Below are 18,045 nucleotides of genomic sequence, written 5' to 3' on the forward strand. Positions count from 1 at the left end.
AACGATGTTGTCACGGGAATGATCTAGTCTTGGCAAGCCCCAGGGAGAGATCGCCATGCACCGTTTTTTCGAGCAGCTCAGTTCCCGCATCATCGCGCCGTTCATGGGCGAATCCTCACGCAACAGCAAACTCTGGCCGTGCCGCTGCGGCCAGTCGCTGTTCTTTCGTAACAGCCAGTGTCTGGCCTGCAACGCATTGCTTGGTTATCAAGCCGAAGAAAGTCGCCTGACTTCGCTGCAACCGGGGCCGTATGAGGGCACCTGGACGCTCGATGCCGACCCCGAGGCCGGACTGTTTCGCCGCTGCGCCAACCTCGACACAGCCGCCGCGTGCAACTGGCTGCTGCCGGCCAACGAACACGACAGCCTATGCATCGCCTGCAGCCTCAATCGCACCATCCCCGACCTGTCCGCCCCGGACAACCCTGAGCGTTGGCGCAAAGTCGAAATCGCCAAGCGTCGCCTCGTTGCTCAACTGATCACCCTCGGCCTGCAAGTCATCCCGAAAACCGTTGATGAAGACACTGGGCTGGCCTTCGACTTCATCGGCGTCGACCTCGAAGGCAACGCGCCGATGACCGGCCACGCCAATGGCCTGATCACCCTCGACATCAAAGAAGCTGACGACGCCCACCGCGAGCAGGTGAGGGCGGCGATGCATGAACCCTACCGCACACTGCTCGGGCATTTTCGTCATGAGGTTGGCCATTACTACTGGGATCGCCTGATCGCCAACGGCCCCTGGCTCGATTCATTCCGCAGCCTGTTCGGTGACGAACGCGCCAGTTACGCCGAGGCGCTGGACCGTCACTACCAACAAGGCGCACCGCAGGACTGGCCGCAGTACTACGTCAGCGCCTACGCGACCATGCACCCGTGGGAAGACTGGGCGGAAACCTGGGCGCATTACCTGCACATGATGGATGCGGTGGACACGGCGTTGGGCTTTGGCATGAGCGCGCGGGAAATGGATTTCGACTACCAGCCGTTTCCGCCCAGCACGCTGTACGACCCGGAGCATCCCGGCGGCGAGGCGTTCCTCTCATTCGTCAATGCGTGGATCGAATTGGCCGGCATGCTCAATGAACTGTCACGGAGCATGGGCCAGCCGGATTTCTACCCGTTCGTGCTGCCGGCACCGGCGATTGCCAAGCTGCACTTCATTCATCTGGTGATCCAGCAGGCGGGCGGCAGGGCGGATGAGGTTCTGACCCTGTAGGCGCTGCCGCTGGCTGCGATCTTTATGTCCTTGAGCCCGTTCATATTTTTTATCTGCAACCAACGGTTGTAACTTCGCTTCAGATAGGTACAATGGCGCGGCTCGCCGACAGGCAAGCGTCGTTATGGTGACCCCATCGGTCCCCCCGCAACGATTACCCGTGAACCTGGTCAGAGCCGGAAGGCAGCAGCCACAGCGGGAACATTGTGTGCCGGGGTGTGGCTGGTGGGGTTACCACCTTAACGAACAATCGAACGCTTCAAACAGAACTGCATGGGTTTCGCCCACTGCGGTTTTTTTGTGCCTGCGATTTGCCAAATCGACACATATTCCCCCTGTTGAAGATGACCCTGTGGGAGCTGGCTTGCCAGCGATAGCGGTGTGTCAGGTTCATCTATTTGACTGAAAATCCGCAATCGCTGGCAAGCCAGCTCCCACAAGGTTATGGGGTGTTGTCGGAGTGGCCGGTGTAGAGCCGGATAATCTCATCAATCTCCCCCGATATCTTCATCCGCAACAACGTGCGCAAGACCAGTTCCACCGGCACCTTCGGGTCATTGCGCACATAGCAACCCACCTTCTGCTCCTGCAACACGGCGACACCTTGCAGTTGCTGCTCAGGCATCAACCGCTGATTAAACCAGTCCAGCGTCCACTGGTTACTCACCGCATAGCGATAACGCCCGGCCAGTAGTTTCTCCAGCACCTGCTCCTGATTACGCGCATCTTCCCGTTGCAGCCGATCAGCGTCGAACAACGGTTGCAGAGTCGGGTAGGTGTAGCCAAGCACGGTGCCGATGGACTGGCGGGGCAGGTGCGCAGGGTCAGTGCTGGCAGGTTGATCCTTGCGGCTGATCAACAGATCGCGCTGGAAGAACAACGGCAGACTCCAGATGTAGTCCCCCGACTGATTCGGCAGCCACGACTGTGCGGCATAGCAGCGCACGTCGATCTCGCCGTGTTCCATCGCGCTCTGCACGCGGGCGCGGGGCAGGACGTGAAACTCGGCCGGTACGCCGACTTGCGTGGCCAGGCTGAGCATCAGATCGTAAAGAATGCCTTGCGTGGGTCGCCCGCGTTCGTATTGCACCATCGGCATCGCCCAGCTGTCGGGCATGGCGAAGCGCAACGGGGTTTCCGCTGCCGTCACATTCAGGCTGATTCCCAGCAACGCCCCCACGGCCCACCGCATAAACGCTCCGGTAATTCCCGATCCCGAGCCGATAAAAGCCTCTGCTCATGCAGCTTAGCCATATTAGACGAGGACACCGGATGCAATTTTGCCCTTGCTCCGCTAGCATTAGCCGCTTCAGCTTCCTTCGTTGCGACGGTTTTCGATGAGTTATCAGGTTCTTGCACGTAAATGGCGTCCGCGCTCGTTCCGCGAAATGGTCGGCCAGACCCATGTGCTCAAGGCTCTGATCAATGCCTTGGACAGCCAGCGGCTGCACCACGCGTACCTGTTTACCGGTACGCGTGGGGTGGGTAAAACCACGATTGCGCGGATCATTGCCAAATGCCTGAACTGTGAGACAGGTATCACTTCCAGCCCGTGCGGCGAGTGTTCGGTGTGCCGGGAAATCGATGAGGGGCGCTTCGTCGACCTGATCGAGATCGATGCCGCGAGCCGCACCAAGGTCGAAGACACCCGCGAACTGCTCGACAACGTGCAGTACGCGCCAAGCCGTGGGCGCTTCAAGGTCTACCTGATCGACGAAGTGCACATGCTCTCCAGCCATTCCTTCAATGCGCTGCTGAAAACCCTCGAAGAGCCGCCGCCGTACGTCAAGTTCATCCTGGCGACCACTGACCCGCAGAAACTTCCGGCAACGATTTTGTCGCGCTGCCTGCAGTTCTCGCTGAAGAACATGACGCCGGAGCGTGTGGTCGAGCATTTGACCCACGTTCTCACTGCCGAAAACGTGCCGTTTGAAGACGATGCACTGTGGCTGCTCGGTCGCGCCGCTGACGGTTCGATGCGTGACGCCATGAGCCTCACCGACCAGGCGATTGCCTTCGGTGAGGGCAAGGTTCTCGCTACCGACGTGCGGGCGATGCTCGGCACCCTGGATCACGGTCAGGTCTATGACGTCCTGCATTCATTGATCGAAGGCGACGCCAAGGCGTTGCTCGAAGCCGTGCGTCACTTGGCCGAACAAGGTCCGGACTGGAACGGCGTGCTCTCCGAAATTCTCAACGTGCTGCACCGCGTGGCCATCGCTCAGGCGTTGCCGGAAGGCGTCGACAATGGCCATGGCGACCGCGATCGCGTGTTGGCATTGGCGCAGGCCTTGCCGGCCGAAGACGTGCAGTTCTATTACCAGATGGGCCTTATCGGCCGCCGCGATTTACCGCTGGCGCCGGATCCGCGTGGTGGCTTCGAAATGGTGTTGCTGCGGATGCTCGCCTTCCGGCCGGCAGATACCGCGGACGCGCCGAGGCAACCGCTAAAGCCAGTGGGGATCAGCCAGGCCACAGTTGATTCCGCAAACTCCGTGGCTGCCGCGCCTAAACCTGCGCCGGTAGTCGCTGCGGCGGTTGGGCCGACGCCTGCTCCTGCGCCGGTGGCTGCAACTGCACCGGCTCCCGAGCCTGCGCCGGTTGCTCAAGTTGCTCAAGTTGCTCAAGTTGCTCCCGTTGCCGAGCCAGAACCTGCGCCAGCGGCTGTCGTCGCCGAAGCAGTCGTCGATTTACCGTGGAATGATCCGGTAGAGCCAGAGCCCGAGCCCGAGCCTGCGCAGCAGCCAGCCGTAGAGCCCGTACTGGAAACCACCGCCGAGCAACCCGAGTTGCCGCCGATGCCGCTGCCGACCCCGGACAGCGTCGTTCCGGAGGCGCCTGAGTGGGCCGCCGCGCCGATTCCCGAGCCGTCGGTCGCCGACGTCGATGCCGCCACCCCGGGCATGGACCTGGACGACGAGCCGCCGCTGGATGAGGATTACATCGAGCCGGACATGGATTCGGCGTACAGCTACCTCGACGAACTGGCCAGCGAACACGCTGCCGAGCCTGCCCCGGAACCAGAGCCAGAGCCGGCAGCGGCGCCAGCCACAGGTTTAGCGTTGCAGTGGCTGGAGCTGTTCCCGAAACTGCCGATCTCCGGCATGACGGGCAGCATCGCCGCCAATTGCACATTGATCGCCGTCGATGGCGACCATTGGCTGATGCACCTCGACCCGGCGCACAGCGCACTGTTCAACGCCACGCAGCAGCGTCGTCTCAACGATGCCTTGAACCAGTTCCACGGTCGCACGCTGAGCCTGACCATCGAGCTGATCAAACCCGAACAGGAAACCCCGGCGCAGGCCGCCTCCCGTCGGCGCGCCAACCGTCAGCGCGAGGCGGAGGAGTCGATCCACGGCGATCCGTTCATCCAGCAAATGGTTCAGCAGTTCGGCGCAGTGGTGCGACACGATACTATTGAACCTGTCGATGCCTTGGTCGCCCAAGGCTAATAACTGAAGGTGCCCGGCCTCGCTGGCCGGGCGCTGTTTTGATCCAAGTACTTTTGAGGTGATTCCCATGATGAAAGGTGGCATGGCCGGCCTGATGAAGCAGGCACAGCAGATGCAGGAAAAAATGGCCAAGATGCAGGAAGAACTGGCCAACGCCGAAATCACCGGTAAGGCCGGCGGCGATATGGTCACCGTGGTGATGACCGGTCGTCACGACGTCAAAAGCGTGAGCATCGACCCAAGCCTGGTTGAAGGCATGAGCGAAGATGACAAAGAAATGCTGGAAGCGGTCATCGCCTCCGCCGTCAACGACGCAGTGCGCAAGATCGAAAAGAACAGTCAGGACAAAATGGGCAACATGACTGCTGGCATGAACCTGCCGGCCGGTATGAAACTGCCATTCTGATTCGCCAACCGGCGGCAGATGAGCTACACAAAATGCCAGGCATCGCGCCTGGCATTTTTATTTCTGACTGATCGTTCCCACGCTCTGCGTGGGAATGCAGCCCGGGACGCTCCGCGTTCCAAGTCCAGAGCCGAACGCGGAGCGTCCGTTGCGGCATTCCCACGCGGAGCATGGGAACGATCAATCCCGGCCAACTGAATAAACATCGAACGCGCAAAAGCTTCAACGGTCTGCTCCCTATACCCGCTGAATTAACCCTTCACAGGAGACGCTGACATGTCCGACCCTCTCACCCTCAACCAGCGCTTTGTCCTCGCCTCACGTCCGGTCGGTGCGCCGACCCCGGAAAACTTCCGCCTCGAACGCGAAGCCTTGCCGGATCTGCAGGACGGCCAGGTATTGTTGAAAACCCTGTACCTGTCCCTCGATCCCTACATGCGCGGGCGCATGAGCGACGCACCGTCCTACGCCGCGCCGGTACAAATCGGTGAAGTGATGACCGGCGGCGCGGTCAGCCGTGTCGAGGATTCACGTCATCCGAAATTCCATAAAGGCGATCTGGTGGTCGGCGCGACCGGTTGGCAGAGCCACAGCATCAGCGATGGCCGTGACATCATGCCGATCCCGGCCGGGTTGCCGAGCCCGTCGATGGCGCTGGGTGTGTTGGGCATGCCCGGCATGACCGCGTACATGGGGCTGATGGACATCGGCCAGCCAAAAGAGGGCGAAACATTGGTCGTGGCTGCTGCGTCCGGCGCGGTCGGTTCGGTGGTCGGGCAAGTGGCCAAGATCAAAGGGCTGCGCGCAGTCGGCGTGGCCGGCGGTGCCGATAAGTGCAAGTACGTGGTCGAAGAGTTGGGTTTTGATGCCTGCATCGATCACAAGGCGCCCGATTTTGCCGAGCAATTGGCCAAGGCCTGCCCCGATGGCATCGACATCTATTACGAGAACGTCGGTGGTCATGTGTTCGATGCCGTGGTGCCGTTGCTCAACCCCAAGGCGCGCATTCCGCTGTGCGGTCTGATCGCCGGTTACAACGCCTCCGAAACGCCAAAAGGCCCGGATCGCCTGCCGATGCTGCAACGCACGCTGCTGACCAAGCGCGTGCGCATTCAGGGCTTCATCGTGTTCGACGACTACGGTGATCGTCAGCCGGAGTTCATCAGCCACATGGTGCCGTGGGTACGCGATGGCAAGGTGAAATTCCGCGAGGACGTGGTCGAAGGCCTGGAGCAGGCGCCCGAGGCGTTTATCGGTCTGCTCGAGGGGCGCAACTTCGGCAAACTGGTGGTGAAGGTCGCCCAGGACTGAGTATTTGACGCTGGCCAGAGGCGCGGGTATAAACCGCGTCTCGTTGTTTTGTCGGACTTTTTACCCATGAGCTTCAGCCCTTTGATTCGCCAACTGATCGACGCCTTGCGCACTTTGCCAGGCGTGGGTCAGAAGACCGCCCAGCGCATGGCGTTGCAGATGCTCGAGCGTGACCGCAGCGGCGGCTTGCGCCTGGCCCAGGCCCTCAGCCAGGCCATGGAAGGGGTCGGTCACTGCCGTCAGTGCCGCACGCTGACCGAAGACGATCTGTGCCCGCAATGCGCCGATACCCGCCGTGACGACACGTTGCTGTGCGTGGTGGAAGGGCCGATGGATGTGTATGCGGTCGAGCAGACCGGTTTCCGTGGCCGCTACTTTGTGCTCAAGGGGCATTTGTCGCCGCTCGATGGCCTGGGGCCTGAGGCGATCGGCATTCCGCAGTTGATGACGCGGATCGAAGAGGCGGGCACGTTTACCGAAGTCATTCTCGCGACCAACCCGACCGTGGAAGGTGAAGCGACGGCGCATTACATTGCTCAGCTGTTGAGCAACAAAGGCCTGATCGCCTCTCGCATTGCCCACGGCGTGCCGTTGGGTGGTGAACTGGAGCTGGTCGATGGCGGCACGCTGGCGCATTCGTTTGCCGGGCGTAAACCCATCTCTCTCTGATAAAAATCAAAAGATCGCAGCCTTCGGCAGCTCCTACATGGAAACGCGTATTTCCAATGTAGGAGCTGCCGAAGGCTGCGATCTTTTGATCTTCTGCATCTTGTAAACCAAGCAAGCGCTCGGTTAAGTTCGGCGAACCCTACCGTGGAGCTCGCCCATGCCTGCCTTTCAGGAATACTTCGACCCCAGCCACCAATTGGTCCGCGACAGCGTCAGACGTTTCGTCGAACGCGAGATCCTGCCGGACATTGATCAGTGGGAAGAAGCCGAAAGTTTCCCCCGCGAGCTGTACCGGAAGGCTGGCGCGGCAGGCATCCTCGGCATCGGTTATCCGGAAATGCTTGGAGGCAGCCATGAAGGCGATCTGTTCACCAAGGTTGCCGCCAGTGAGGAGTTGATGCGCTGCGGCTCTGGCGGCCTGGTAGCGGGGCTGGGATCGCTGGATATCGGCCTGCCACCGATCGTCAAATGGGCGCGCCCGGAGGTACGTGACCGGGTCGTGCCACAGGTGCTCAGCGGTGAAAAGATCAGCGCGCTGGCGGTTACCGAACCGGGCGGTGGCTCCGACGTCGCCAACCTGCAAACCCGCGCCGTGCGTGACGGCGATGTCTATCGCGTCAGCGGCAGCAAAACCTTTATCACCAGTGGCGTGCGCGCCGATTTCTACACCGTCGCGGTGCGCACCGGTGCGCCGGGGTTTGGCGGCATCAGTCTGCTGCTGATCGAGAAGGGTACGCCGGGCTTCACCGTTGGCCGTCAGTTGAAAAAAATGGGCTGGTGGGCGTCGGACACGGCTGAGTTGTTCTTCGACGATTGCCGCGTGCCTGCAGGAAACCTGATCGGCGCCGAGAACATGGGCTTCGCCTGCATCATGGGCAACTTCCAGAGCGAACGGCTGGCGTTGGCGCTGATGGCCAACATGACCTCACAGCTTGCACTGGAGCAAAGCCTGAAGTGGGCGCGCGAGCGCGAGGCGTTTGGCAAGCCGATCGGCAAGTTTCAGGTGATCAAGCATCGCCTCGCCGAGATGGCGACTGCGCTGGAAGTCTCACGCGAATTTACTTACCGGCAAGCGGCGAAGATGGCGGCGGGGCAGAGTGTGATCAAGGAAATCTCCATGGCGAAGAATTTTGCCACGGACACCTCGGACCGGATCACCACCGAGGCAGTGCAGATTCTTGGTGGGCTGGGTTATATGCGCGAAAGTCTGGTGGAACGGCTGTATCGGGATAACCGCATTCTTTCGATTGGCGGCGGGACGCGGGAGGTGATGAACGAGATCATCAGTAAGCAGATGGGGCTTTAAAGGCAAAAGATCGTAGCCTTCGGCAGCTCCTACAGGGAAACGCACATTCCAATGTAGGAGCTGCCGAAGGCTGCGATCTTTTGATCTTGATTATTTATCGGTCAACGCAAACTGCGTCAGGCAGAAGGTCGGGATGCCCATGTCCTCAAGACGCTGCGAACCTTGCAGTTCCGGCAAATCAATAATCGCCGCCGCTTCATGCACCCGCGCGCCCATGCGGCGAATCAGGTTGGCTGCTGCGATCAATGTCCCGCCCGTGGCAATCAAATCATCGAACATCACCACCGAATCGCCTTCACACAGGCTGTCGGCGTGCACTTCCAGGAACGCTTCGCCGTACTCGGTTGCGTAACCTTCGGCCAGTACGTCCGCCGGCAGTTTGCCTTGCTTGCGGAACAGCACCAGCGGCTTGTTCAACTGATAGGCCAACACCGAGCCGATCAGGAAGCCACGGGCATCCATCGCGCCAATGTGGGTGAAATCAGCTTCCACGTAGCGGTGGGCGAAACTGTCCATCACCAGGCGCAGAGCCGTTGGCGACTGAAACAGCGGGGTGATGTCGCGAAAGATCACTCCCGGTTTCGGGAAGTCGATCACAGGGCGGATAAGCGATTTGATGTCGAAGGAGTCGAAGACCATCGTCGAGGTGTCCTGGCAGGGCTGCAAACGGCGCAGTATACCCGCGGCTGAAACGCTTCGCTCAACCGCGGATCGAGATCAGCCTTCGATCGAGCCACCGGCCAGCGCGCAGAGCTGGATCGGGTCGAGGATGTGAATCTCTTTGCCCTCGGCGGCGATCAGTTCGTTCTGCTGGAAACGGGTGAAGACCCGGGACACGGTTTCCACCGCCAGACCGAGGTAGTTACCGATTTCATTGCGCGACATGCTCAGGCGGAACTGGTTGGCGGAGAAGCCGCGAGCGCGGAAGCGGGCCGAGAGGTTGACCAGGAAGGTAGCGATGCGCTCGTCGGCGGTTTTTTTCGACAGCAGCAACATCATTTGCTGGTCGTCACGGATTTCCCGGCTCATGACGCGCATCAACTGCCGGCGCAGCTGCGGCAGTTGCAGGGCCAGCTCATCGAGACGTTCAAAAGGGATTTCGCAGACCGATGTGGTTTCCAATGCTTGGGCGGAGACCGGGTGTTTCTCGGTGTCCATGCCTGACAGGCCGACCAGTTCGCTTGGCAGGTGGAAGCCCGTCAGTTGCTCTTCGCCGCTGTCGCTGAGGCTGAAGGTCTTCAGGGCGCCGGAGCGTACTGCATAAACGGAATCGAACGTGTCGCCCTGGCGGAACAGGAACTCGCCCTTTTTCAGCGGGCGGCCGCGTTTAACGATTTCGTCCAGCGCATCCATGTCTTCCAGATTCAAAGAAAGTGGCAGGCAGAGAGGGGCCAGGCTGCAATCCTTGCAATGGGCCTGGTTGTGAGCGCGCAGTTTAACTGGCTCGGACATTTCTTAGATCCTTGTGGGAAAACACACATAAGCCGTAAGGGTAACTCACGGGAGGACATTCAGGCCAGTCTGGGGCGACTTTGCCCTACAGCCATAAAGCCACAGGGCCAGCAGCCGATAAACAGGTATCAAAGTGCATACAAGGAACGATTCGATGGCCGCCATTGGTACGCTGGGCCCCGCTAGCAGCGACGTTGCGGCAACGCCGGAAGCGTTTAAAGTTGCGTCCGGCAATGCACACAACCCAGGTTCGTCCGATGAGGCAACCCCGACCTTGGTCGAGGGCGTCAAAGTGTCGCTCTCCGGTGCATCGATTGCAAAATCCGCCAGTGCCGGTGGCGAAAACAGCGACATCGAGACCAGTGGCCTGCCCGAGAACATCCAGCAATTGCTGAAGATGATCCGCAAACTGCAAAAACAGATTGCCGAGAAAAAGGCACTCATCGAAGCGGTCATGGCCGACAAGCGCCTTTCCAACGAAGAAAAGATCATCAAGGCTGCCGCGCTGCGAGGCGCAATCGCCGCGTTGAATACCGGTCTGATCACGGCCAATCTGGCTTTGTCCAAAGTGGTCGGGCAGTCCGGGTTGACCGCGGATCAGAACCTGAGCGTCGGTTCGTTGTTGACGAAAAACTAAATCACCCGCGAAAAACGCTGGCGGTTCTGCTGTTCCAGGTAGGCATCGAACACCATGCACACCGAGCGCACCAGCAGACGACCCGCCGGCAACACGGCGATCCGCTCGCGATCCAGCGCGATCAGGCCATCACTGGCCATGCCTTGCAACTGCGGCCACAGCGCGCCGAAATAGCCCTGAAAATCGATGTTGAACTGCTGCTCGATCGCGGCGAACTCCAGGCTGAAATTGCAGATCAGCTGCTGGATCACCGCTCGGCGCAAGCGATCATCGGCGTTGCACACCAAGCCCCGGCTGGTCGCCAGTTGTGCGGCGGCGAGGGTGTTCTGGTACTCGTTGAGGTCGCTGCTGTTCTGGCAATACAGGTCGCCGATCTGGCTGATGGCCGAAACGCCCAACCCGATCAGGTCGCAATGGCCGTGAGTGGTGTAACCCTGGAAGTTACGTTGCAGGGTTTCTTCTTCCTGAGCAATCGCCAGCTCGTCATCGGGCAGGGCGAAGTGATCCATGCCGATGTAGCGATAGCCGGCGGCGGTGAGCTGCTCAATGGTGCGCTCAAGCATTTCCAGCTTCTGCGCGGGCGCCGGCAACTCATTGTCATTGATCCGTCGCTGCGGCATGAAACGCTCGGGCAGGTGCGCATAGTTGAACACCGAGAGCCGGTCCGGTTGCAGGCTGATGACTTCTTCAACGGTGCGGGCGAAATTTTCCGGGGTCTGCTTGGGCAACCCGTAGATCAAGTCGATATTGATCGAGCGGAACTGCAGGGTGCGCGCCGCATCGATCACCGCGCGGGTTTCCTCCAGACTTTGCAGGCGATTGACCGCGCGCTGCACCGCCGGATCAAGGTCTTGCAGGCCGATGCTGACCCGGTTGAAACCCAGTTCGCGCAGCAGGCCCATGGTCGACCAGTCGGCTTCACGCGGGTCGATCTCGATGCCGTAATCACCGGAGTCGTCATCCAGCAAATTGAAATGCTTGCGCAGGTGCGCCATCAATTGGCGCAGCTCGTCGTGGCTGAGAAAGGTCGGCGTGCCGCCGCCAAAGTGCAGTTGCTCGACTTTCTGGGCCGGGTCGAGGTGGCAGGCGATCAACTGGATTTCTTGCTCCAGCCGCTGCAGGTAGGGCAGGGCGCGACCACGATCCTTGGTGATGACCTTGTTGCAGGCGCAGTAGTAGCAAATGTTCGCGCAGAACGGCACATGCACGTAGAGAGACAACGGGCGCAGGGCCTTGCGGCTGTCGCGCAGGGCATGAAACAGGTCGAAGGTGCCGACCTGACTGTGAAATTGCACGGCCGTCGGATACGAGGTGTAGCGCGGCCCCGCCAGGTCGTAGCGGCGGATCAGATCAGAGTCCCAACGAATGGCGTCGAGCATGCGGGCATTCCCCCGGATAGGCTGGCAGTGTGAGCGAGTCTATCGGGGGGCGGTGGTGGCGCTGTTGATTTGCATCAACGGGGAGAGGTGTGGTGTTAGTGCGGGCCTCTTCGCGAGCAGGCTCGCTCCCACATTGGATCGGTGGTGCAACACAAATCCCCTGTGGGAGCGAGCCTGCTCGCGAAGGCCGCGCCGCCGATCTAATGGCCCATGAGCCAATGCTGATGTGGGCCGGGTAATGTCCAGATCCCGAACAGGATCACCAGCAATCCGCCCGCCATGCGCACGCTGCGTTTGCGCAAAATGGCAGTCACGCGTTCCGCCGCAAGCCCCGTCGCCAGCAATACCGGCCAGGTGCCGAGGCCAAACGCGAGCATCAACAACGCACTGTCCAGCGCATTGCCCTGACTCGCCGACCACAGCAACGTGCTGTAAACCAGTCCGCAGGGCAGCCAGCCCCACAACGCGCCAAGCAATAGAGCCCTAGGCAGACTCGACACCGGCAGCAAGCGGTTGGCCACCGGCTGAATGTAGCGCCACAAACCGCGTCCAAGACTTTCAATGCGCGTCAGCCCGCTCCACCATCCGGCCAGATACAAACCCATGGCGATCAGTAGCAATCCAGCCAGCACGCGCATGAACAGCGCGGCCGGACTGTTGGCGACAGCCCATCCGGCCAGACCGATCAACAAACCAGCCGTGGCATAACTGAGAATCCGCCCAAGGTTATACGCCAGCAACAAGCGGAAACGCCGGCTGCGCTGTTCCTTGGGAATCGCCAGGGTCAGCGCGCCCATCAAACCGCCGCACATGCCCAGGCAATGACCGCCACCGAGTAGGCCGAGGATCAATGCCGATACCAGCAAGGGCGCCAGTTCAAGCATGAGGTGGGGCCTTGTCGTCCGGTTTGTCGGGGTTGGCTTCGTCCACGGCGGCGGTGTGGTTCGGGTCCTGATCATCGAACAGGATGCTGTGCGCCGGGCCGTCGAGGTCGTCGTACTGACCGCTGTCCACCGCCCAGAAAAAGATGTAAACGGCGATGGCCACGATCAGCAGGGCGGCCGGGATCATCACGTAGAGAGCTGGCATCTGTACTCCAGGTGCCCGCGCGGCTCAGGCCGGCAGCGGGCGGGTTTGCGATCGGGTGCTGGCGGGCGGCGGACTCGGCAGGCGAGTCAGACGCAAGGCATTGAGCACCACGGTCAACGAACTGATCGACATGCCGACGGCGGCCCACACCGGCGTGATCCAGCCGAGGGCGGCGAACGGCAACATGAGGCCATTGTACAGCGCCGCCCACAGCAGGTTCTCGATGATGACCCGACGGGTGCGGCGCGCCAGCGTGAAAGCCTGGACCAGCGCGTCGAGTCGGTTGGACAGCAGCACCGCATCAGCACTGGTTTTCGCCAGATCGGTGGCCGAACCCATGGCGACACTGATGTCGGCCGCGGCGAGTACCGGCACGTCATTGACGCCATCGCCGAGCATCAGCACTTTGCGACCTTCCTTGTGCAACTGTTGCAGGACTTGCAGCTTGTCGTCCGGGCGCAGACCACCGCGAGCCTCGTCGATGCCGAGTTCTGCCGCCACACTGGCGACCATCGGCGAGCTGTCGCCCGACAACAGCAATGTGCGCCAGCCGCGCGCCTTGCACGCGGCGAGCAGGGCGGGGGCGTCGTCACGCAAGCGATCGTCGAGGACGAACCACGCCAGCGGCCCCTGAGCGTCGCCGAGCAGCAGCCATTGGCCGGCCTCGTTCGGCATGCCGGGCACGTTCGCACCGCTGAGGGCGCAGACAAATTCTGCCTGGCCGATGCGCAAACGCTGTCCGCCCACCAAGCCTTCGAGGCCAAGCCCCGGCGTGCTGTGGACTTCTTCAGCGGCCAGCGGCGCACGGCCGAAGGCGCGGGCAATCGGATGTTCCGAACGGTTTTCCAGTGCGGCGGCAAGGCTCAGGCATTCATCGCTGTCGCGCGCGCCGAGCGGGCGAATCGAGCGCAGCACCAGTCGGCCTTCGGTGAGGGTGCCGGTCTTGTCGAAGATCACCGTGTCGATTTGATTCAAGCCTTCCAGCACGTGACCACGGGTCAGCAGCAAACCGAGTTTGTGCAATGTCCCGGTGGCTGCGGTGAGCGCGGTCGGTGTTGCCAGCGACAGCGCGCACGGGCAGGTCGCAACGAGCATGGCGAGGACGATCCAGAATGCGCGCGATGAATCCAGCTCCCACCAGAGCAGGCCGATGGCCGCGGCGGCAATCAGTGATAACAGCAAAAACCATTGCGCGGCGCGGTCGGCGATTTCCGCCAGTCGCGGTTTTTCCGCTTGGGCGCGGTCGAGCAGACGGACGATGGCCGACAGGCGCGTGTCTTGGCCCAGCGCCTGAACTTCCACGGTCAACGCGCCTTCGACATTGAGCGTGCCGGCAGTGACCGTGTCGCCGAGGGTACGCGGTTGCGGCAGGTATTCTCCGGTGAGCAGCGATTCGTCGATGCTCGATTGGCCGTCGATGATCTTGCCGTCCGCCGGCAGAATCGAGCCGGCCTGCACCAGAATCCGCTCGCCGAGGCGCAGTTCGCTGAGCAGGATGCGTTCGCTCTGGCCGGCTGCATCAAGGCGCAGGCAAGAGGCAGGCAATAGATTGACCAATTGCGCGGTGGCGGCAGCGGTGCGTTCGCGGGCACGGCGTTCGAGATAGCGGCCGGCAAGCAGGAACAACGCAAACATCCCCACCGCGTCGAAATACAACTCGCCGACCCCGGTGATCGAGGTCCAGATCCCGGCAATGTAAGCACTGCCGATCGCCAGCGACACCGAGACATCCATGGTCAGGTGGCGTGTGCGCAGATCGCGCATCGCGCCTTTGAAGAACGGCGCGCAGCTGTAGAACACGATCGGTGTGGTCAGGAACAGCGCGACCCAGCGCAGGATCGTGTGCAGTTCGGGGCTGAGGTCGATGTTGAATTCCGGCCAGGTGGCCATGGTCGCCATCATCGCCTGGAACCACAGCAGACCGGCGACACCGAGTTGGCGCAGGGCCAGACGGTTTTCGCTGGCCAGTTGTTCGCTGGCGCGATCGGCCTGATACGGGTGGGCGGCGTAGCCGATGTGGCGCAGTTCGGCGAGCACTTGGCTCAGCGGCAATTGCGCGTCGGCCCAGCGCACATGCAGGCGATGGTTGGACAGGTTCAGCCGCGCCTCGGCCACGGCGGGCAGCGTGCGCAGGTGTTTTTCGATCAGCCAGCCGCAGGCGGCACAACTGATGCCTTCCATCAACAGGGTGGTTTCGGCCAGATCGCCTTCGTGGCGGACGAAGGGTTGCTGCACATCGGCGCGGTCGTACAGGGCCAGTTCATCGACCAATTGCACCGGCAATGCTTCGGGGTTGGCCGAGGCTTCGCTGCGGTGTTGGTAATAGCTTTCCAGACCGCCGGCGACGATGGCTTCGGCCACCGCCTGACAGCCCGGGCAGCAGAATTCGCGGGATTGCCCGAGTACGACGGCAGTGAAGCGGCTGCCGGACGGGACCGGCAGGGCGCAGTGATAGCAGGGGAGTGGGGTGGTCATGGCATCGTTGAGGGGGTAAGCCCTTGCATTGGGGTTGTCCGCTTGCCCTCACCCCAGCCCTCTCCAAGAGGGAGAGGGAGCCGATCGGTGTGAGCCGGAAAAACTGGTTCAGTCGGCTGGATCTTTACTGTCATACACAAAACGTGCAAACGCTCTAGATCAGTCCCCTCTCCCGGAGGGAGAAGGAGCCGATCGGTGTGAGCCTGAAAACAGGCTCAGTCGCCTGGATTTTCACTGTCATACACAAAACGTGCAAACGCTCGAGATCAGTTCCCTCTCCAGGGGGAGAGGGCTAGGGTGAGGGGGCTTTTGAAGTTGTTTACTTCTTCAAGTCTTCGGCACCTTGCAGCGGTTCATCACCCAGCAGCAGATCCTTGTCATGGTTAACCAATTCTTCCTCGAACATCCGCCAGACGTGATCATCCTGAGTGCCCAGCAACTCGACAAACCGGCGACCTTCAACTTTGTCACCCAATTGGCCGATGTAACGCCCGGTTTCGGTCTCGCTGCGGGTCAGGACAATCTTGCGATCCTTCTCCGGCTGCGTCGGTGAAATCAGGTTCAGCTCCAGAGTCTTTGGCTGACTGTCACCGCTTAAACGCAGATCAACTTCACCGGTCACGTCATCCAGATGCACAGCGGCGCGCATCTTCAGAGTCTGTGCCAACAGCTCACGGTCCAGCGAACGGTTGATGCCTTTGCCGGCCTCGTAGTAGTTGTCGTTGACGAGGTTGTCCGGGTTATTCACCGCAATGGTCACCATGGACAGAGTCAGGGTCACCGAACAGGCCAGAATCCCGATGATGATCCATGGCCAAAGGTGCTTGTACCAGGGACTTGCGGCGTTTGCTGCGGGCATGTTCAGTTCTCTCAACGGATTTGTGGGCCGATGAATCGGCTCTTGGCTTCAACGTGGACGCTGTCGTCATCGGCATCCTTGAGGAGGAATTTCACCTCATTGGTGCTCGATGGCAGTTGCTCCGGTGCGCTCGACAACTCGACCGGCATGCTGACGATGTCGCCGGCCGCGACTTTGATCTCGCGTTTGCCTTGCAGGCGCAGGTCGGGCAGGCCGGCGGCTTCCAGCACGTAAGTGTGGTCGCGCTGATCCTTGTTCATGATCTTCAGGCTGTAGACGTTTTCGATCCGGCCTTCGGCGTTTTCGCGGTATAGCACGCGGTCCTTGCTGACGTCGAAGCCAACCAGCGAGCGCATCACGAATGCAGTGACCAACAGGCTGATCATCGCCAGCAACACTACGGCATAGCCGATCAGGCGTGGCCGCAGTTTATGGGTTTTCTGCCCGGACAGGTTGTGTTCGGTGGTGTAGCTGATCAGCCCGCGCGGGTAATCCATCTTGTCCATGATGCTGTCGCAGGCGTCGATGCAGGCCGCGCAGCCAATGCACTCGATCTGCAGACCGTCGCGGATGTCGATGCCGGTCGGGCACACCTGAACGCACATGGTGCAATCGATGCAATCGCCCAGGCCCTGGGCCTTGTAATCGACGCCTTTCTTGCGCGGGCCACGGCTTTCGCCGCGACGCGGGTCGTAGGAGACGATCAGCGTGTCCTTGTCGAACATCACGCTCTGGAAGCGTGCGTACGGGCACATGTAAATGCACACCTGCTCACGCAGCCAACCGGCGTTGCCGTAAGTGGCGAGGGTGAAGAAGCCGACCCAGAAATACGACCAGCCATCGGCCTGGCCGGTGAAGAATTCGAAGACCAGTTCACGGATCGGCGAGAAGTAGCCAACGAAGGTCATGCCGGTGACAAAACCGATCAACAGCCACAGCGCGTGTTTGGCGAGTTTGCGCGCGAATTTGTTGGCGCTCATCGGCGCCTTGTCGAGCTTGATGCGCTGATTACGGTCGCCTTCGGTGACCTTCTCGCACCACATGAAAATCCACGTCCACACACTTTGCGGACAGGTGTAGCCGCACCAGACCCGGCCGGCGTACACGGTAATGAAGAACAGGCCGAACGCGGCAATGATCAACAGGCCCGAGAGCAGAATGAAATCCTGTGGCCAGAAAGTGGCGCCGAAGATGAAGAACTTGCGCTCCGGCAGGTTCCACCACACGGCCTGATGACCGCCCCAGTTCAGCCACACCGTACCGAAATACAGCAGAAACAATGCCGCACCGCCCATCATCCGCAGATTGCGGAACAGGCCAGTGAAAGCACGGGTGTAGATTTTTTCTCGAGAGGCGTAAAGGTCAACGCTGTTGTTCGCGTTTTTGCTCGGTGGTGTGACGTCGTGTACCGGAATCTGGTTGCTCATCATTGCATCCCACGGCAGTGGAAAAATGCCTCGGTCGATACGTGCCAACCCAGGTCAGAAAGGGGTGTTGCAGTGGCGCAATGATACGCCGGTCGCTCTGGCTCAAGGGTGCGACCTTTGGTCGCGTTGGGTAAAAAACCTGAATGGTGTAGCGAATGCAGCAAAGCATGATGCAGGTCAATTGACTTGTTGAGTATGGACGGTTTTGGCTTGAGGGCTAATTCATTGTTTCCACGGGAGAACAGTCCGCCGCTGCGGTCATTGCGAGTTTCATAAAAAAGCCTGGTCAGATTGGACGCACGCACGAATGGCGTCACGTTCAGGGTTTCCTTTGCACAACTCGACGCGTGTCTGTCCTGAA

At 60.7% G+C, this 18,045-nt stretch carries 17 protein-coding genes and 1 other RNA gene; 8 read left to right on the forward strand and 10 right to left on the reverse strand.

Annotated elements, in window-relative coordinates:
* Positions 1-55: 55 nt before the first annotated feature.
* Complete coding sequence (locus tag ACOYXH_RS06070; RefSeq protein WP_095047727.1) at positions 56-1,219, forward strand: zinc-binding metallopeptidase family protein; 1,164 nt, start codon at positions 56-58, stop codon at positions 1,217-1,219.
* 134 nt (positions 1,220-1,353) lie between these two features.
* Positions 1,354-1,450: signal recognition particle sRNA small type (gene ffs / locus ACOYXH_RS06075), an RNA gene on the forward strand.
* A 211-nt stretch (positions 1,451-1,661) separates the two neighbouring features.
* Here ffs and ACOYXH_RS06080 read toward each other — a convergent pair.
* The gene (locus ACOYXH_RS06080) at positions 1,662-2,411 is read right to left on the reverse strand and encodes a substrate-binding periplasmic protein (RefSeq protein ID WP_460410376.1); all 750 of its coding nucleotides are present in this window, start codon (positions 2,409-2,411) and stop codon (positions 1,662-1,664) included.
* A 145-nt stretch (positions 2,412-2,556) separates the two neighbouring features.
* Between ACOYXH_RS06080 and dnaX the strand changes: the two genes are divergently transcribed.
* The 5 genes from dnaX to ACOYXH_RS06105 all read left to right on the forward strand — a co-directional run bounded on the left by dnaX (position 2,557) and on the right by ACOYXH_RS06105 (position 8,366).
* Complete coding sequence (gene dnaX / locus ACOYXH_RS06085; protein ID WP_460410377.1) at positions 2,557-4,674, forward strand: DNA polymerase III subunit gamma/tau; 2,118 nt, start codon at positions 2,557-2,559, stop codon at positions 4,672-4,674.
* 67 nt (positions 4,675-4,741) lie between these two features.
* The gene (locus ACOYXH_RS06090) at positions 4,742-5,080 is read left to right on the forward strand and encodes a YbaB/EbfC family nucleoid-associated protein (RefSeq protein WP_460063746.1); all 339 of its coding nucleotides are present in this window, start codon (positions 4,742-4,744) and stop codon (positions 5,078-5,080) included.
* Between the two features lie 276 nt (positions 5,081-5,356).
* Complete coding sequence (locus ACOYXH_RS06095; RefSeq protein ID WP_095047723.1) at positions 5,357-6,391, forward strand: NADP-dependent oxidoreductase; 1,035 nt, start codon at positions 5,357-5,359, stop codon at positions 6,389-6,391.
* Positions 6,392-6,457: 66 nt separating this feature from the next.
* A complete protein-coding gene (gene recR, locus ACOYXH_RS06100) occupies positions 6,458-7,060 on the forward strand; it encodes a recombination mediator RecR (RefSeq protein WP_007918335.1) in 603 nt (200 codons plus the stop codon).
* A 157-nt stretch (positions 7,061-7,217) separates the two neighbouring features.
* The gene (locus tag ACOYXH_RS06105) at positions 7,218-8,366 is read left to right on the forward strand and encodes an acyl-CoA dehydrogenase family protein (RefSeq protein WP_449122654.1); all 1,149 of its coding nucleotides are present in this window, start codon (positions 7,218-7,220) and stop codon (positions 8,364-8,366) included.
* A 90-nt stretch (positions 8,367-8,456) separates the two neighbouring features.
* Here ACOYXH_RS06105 and ACOYXH_RS06110 read toward each other — a convergent pair whose 3' ends face one another.
* Positions 8,457-9,005 carry an adenine phosphoribosyltransferase gene (locus ACOYXH_RS06110; protein WP_007918333.1) on the reverse strand — a complete coding sequence of 183 codons (549 nt, stop codon included), beginning with the start codon at positions 9,003-9,005 and terminating at the stop codon, positions 8,457-8,459.
* A gap of 78 nt (positions 9,006-9,083) precedes the next feature.
* Positions 9,084-9,818, reverse strand: a complete 735-nt coding sequence (gene fnr, locus ACOYXH_RS06115; RefSeq protein ID WP_007918332.1) for a fumarate/nitrate reduction transcriptional regulator Fnr — start codon at positions 9,816-9,818, stop codon at positions 9,084-9,086.
* A 154-nt stretch (positions 9,819-9,972) separates the two neighbouring features.
* Between fnr and ACOYXH_RS06120 the strand changes: the two genes are divergently transcribed.
* Complete coding sequence (locus ACOYXH_RS06120) at positions 9,973-10,455, forward strand: hypothetical protein (RefSeq protein WP_095047721.1); 483 nt, start codon at positions 9,973-9,975, stop codon at positions 10,453-10,455.
* On the opposite strand, the gene hemN is transcribed toward ACOYXH_RS06120, so the two are convergent.
* The 7 genes from hemN to ACOYXH_RS06155 all read right to left on the reverse strand — a co-directional run bounded on the left by hemN (position 10,452) and on the right by ACOYXH_RS06155 (position 18,001).
* Positions 10,452-11,834: an oxygen-independent coproporphyrinogen III oxidase gene (gene hemN / locus ACOYXH_RS06125; protein WP_427119604.1), complete on the reverse strand. Its 1,383-nt coding sequence runs from the start codon at positions 11,832-11,834 to the stop codon at positions 10,452-10,454. The genes ACOYXH_RS06120 and hemN overlap by 4 nt on opposite strands.
* A gap of 200 nt (positions 11,835-12,034) precedes the next feature.
* A complete protein-coding gene (locus ACOYXH_RS06130) occupies positions 12,035-12,718 on the reverse strand; it encodes a sulfite exporter TauE/SafE family protein (RefSeq protein WP_016984739.1) in 684 nt (227 codons plus the stop codon).
* Positions 12,711-12,923: a cbb3-type cytochrome oxidase assembly protein CcoS gene (ccoS, locus tag ACOYXH_RS06135; RefSeq protein ID WP_093431851.1), complete on the reverse strand. Its 213-nt coding sequence runs from the start codon at positions 12,921-12,923 to the stop codon at positions 12,711-12,713. The genes ACOYXH_RS06130 and ccoS overlap by 8 nt, the downstream gene beginning before the upstream one ends.
* 24 nt (positions 12,924-12,947) lie before the next feature.
* Positions 12,948-15,398 (reverse strand): heavy metal translocating P-type ATPase, encoded by a 2,451-nt coding sequence (locus ACOYXH_RS06140; protein WP_095047719.1) that lies wholly within the window; start codon positions 15,396-15,398, stop codon positions 12,948-12,950.
* A 319-nt stretch (positions 15,399-15,717) separates the two neighbouring features.
* Positions 15,718-16,257 (reverse strand): FixH family protein, encoded by a 540-nt coding sequence (locus ACOYXH_RS06145; RefSeq protein WP_095047718.1) that lies wholly within the window; start codon positions 16,255-16,257, stop codon positions 15,718-15,720.
* 11 nt (positions 16,258-16,268) lie between these two features.
* Positions 16,269-17,684: a cytochrome c oxidase accessory protein CcoG gene (gene ccoG / locus ACOYXH_RS06150; RefSeq protein WP_095047717.1), complete on the reverse strand. Its 1,416-nt coding sequence runs from the start codon at positions 17,682-17,684 to the stop codon at positions 16,269-16,271.
* Entirely contained in the window at positions 17,684-18,001 is a 318-nt protein-coding gene (locus tag ACOYXH_RS06155; RefSeq protein WP_141231782.1) for a hypothetical protein, read from the reverse strand. Before ACOYXH_RS06155 ends, ccoG begins: the two co-directional genes overlap by 1 nt.
* Positions 18,002-18,045 lie beyond the last annotated feature (44 nt).

The organism is Pseudomonas sp. Mb7 (assembly GCF_054790525.1).

Coding starts and splice junctions, on each gene's coding strand:
- ACOYXH_RS06070 (WP_095047727.1), top strand. CDS start 56: ATGCACCGTTTTTTCGAGCAGCTCAGTTCCCGCATCATCGCGCCGTTC.
- ACOYXH_RS06080 (WP_460410376.1), bottom strand. CDS start 2,411: ATGCGGTGGGCCGTGGGGGCGTTGCTGGGAATCAGCCTGAATGTGACG.
- dnaX (WP_460410377.1), top strand. CDS start 2,557: ATGAGTTATCAGGTTCTTGCACGTAAATGGCGTCCGCGCTCGTTCCGC.
- ACOYXH_RS06090 (WP_460063746.1), top strand. CDS start 4,742: ATGATGAAAGGTGGCATGGCCGGCCTGATGAAGCAGGCACAGCAGATG.
- ACOYXH_RS06095 (WP_095047723.1), top strand. CDS start 5,357: ATGTCCGACCCTCTCACCCTCAACCAGCGCTTTGTCCTCGCCTCACGT.
- recR (WP_007918335.1), top strand. CDS start 6,458: ATGAGCTTCAGCCCTTTGATTCGCCAACTGATCGACGCCTTGCGCACT.
- ACOYXH_RS06105 (WP_449122654.1), top strand. CDS start 7,218: ATGCCTGCCTTTCAGGAATACTTCGACCCCAGCCACCAATTGGTCCGC.
- ACOYXH_RS06110 (WP_007918333.1), bottom strand. CDS start 9,005: ATGGTCTTCGACTCCTTCGACATCAAATCGCTTATCCGCCCTGTGATC.
- fnr (WP_007918332.1), bottom strand. CDS start 9,818: ATGTCCGAGCCAGTTAAACTGCGCGCTCACAACCAGGCCCATTGCAAG.
- ACOYXH_RS06120 (WP_095047721.1), top strand. CDS start 9,973: ATGGCCGCCATTGGTACGCTGGGCCCCGCTAGCAGCGACGTTGCGGCA.
- hemN (WP_427119604.1), bottom strand. CDS start 11,834: ATGCTCGACGCCATTCGTTGGGACTCTGATCTGATCCGCCGCTACGAC.
- ACOYXH_RS06130 (WP_016984739.1), bottom strand. CDS start 12,718: ATGCTTGAACTGGCGCCCTTGCTGGTATCGGCATTGATCCTCGGCCTA.
- ccoS (WP_093431851.1), bottom strand. CDS start 12,923: ATGCCAGCTCTCTACGTGATGATCCCGGCCGCCCTGCTGATCGTGGCC.
- ACOYXH_RS06140 (WP_095047719.1), bottom strand. CDS start 15,398: ATGACCACCCCACTCCCCTGCTATCACTGCGCCCTGCCGGTCCCGTCC.
- ACOYXH_RS06145 (WP_095047718.1), bottom strand. CDS start 16,257: ATGCCCGCAGCAAACGCCGCAAGTCCCTGGTACAAGCACCTTTGGCCA.
- ccoG (WP_095047717.1), bottom strand. CDS start 17,684: ATGAGCAACCAGATTCCGGTACACGACGTCACACCACCGAGCAAAAAC.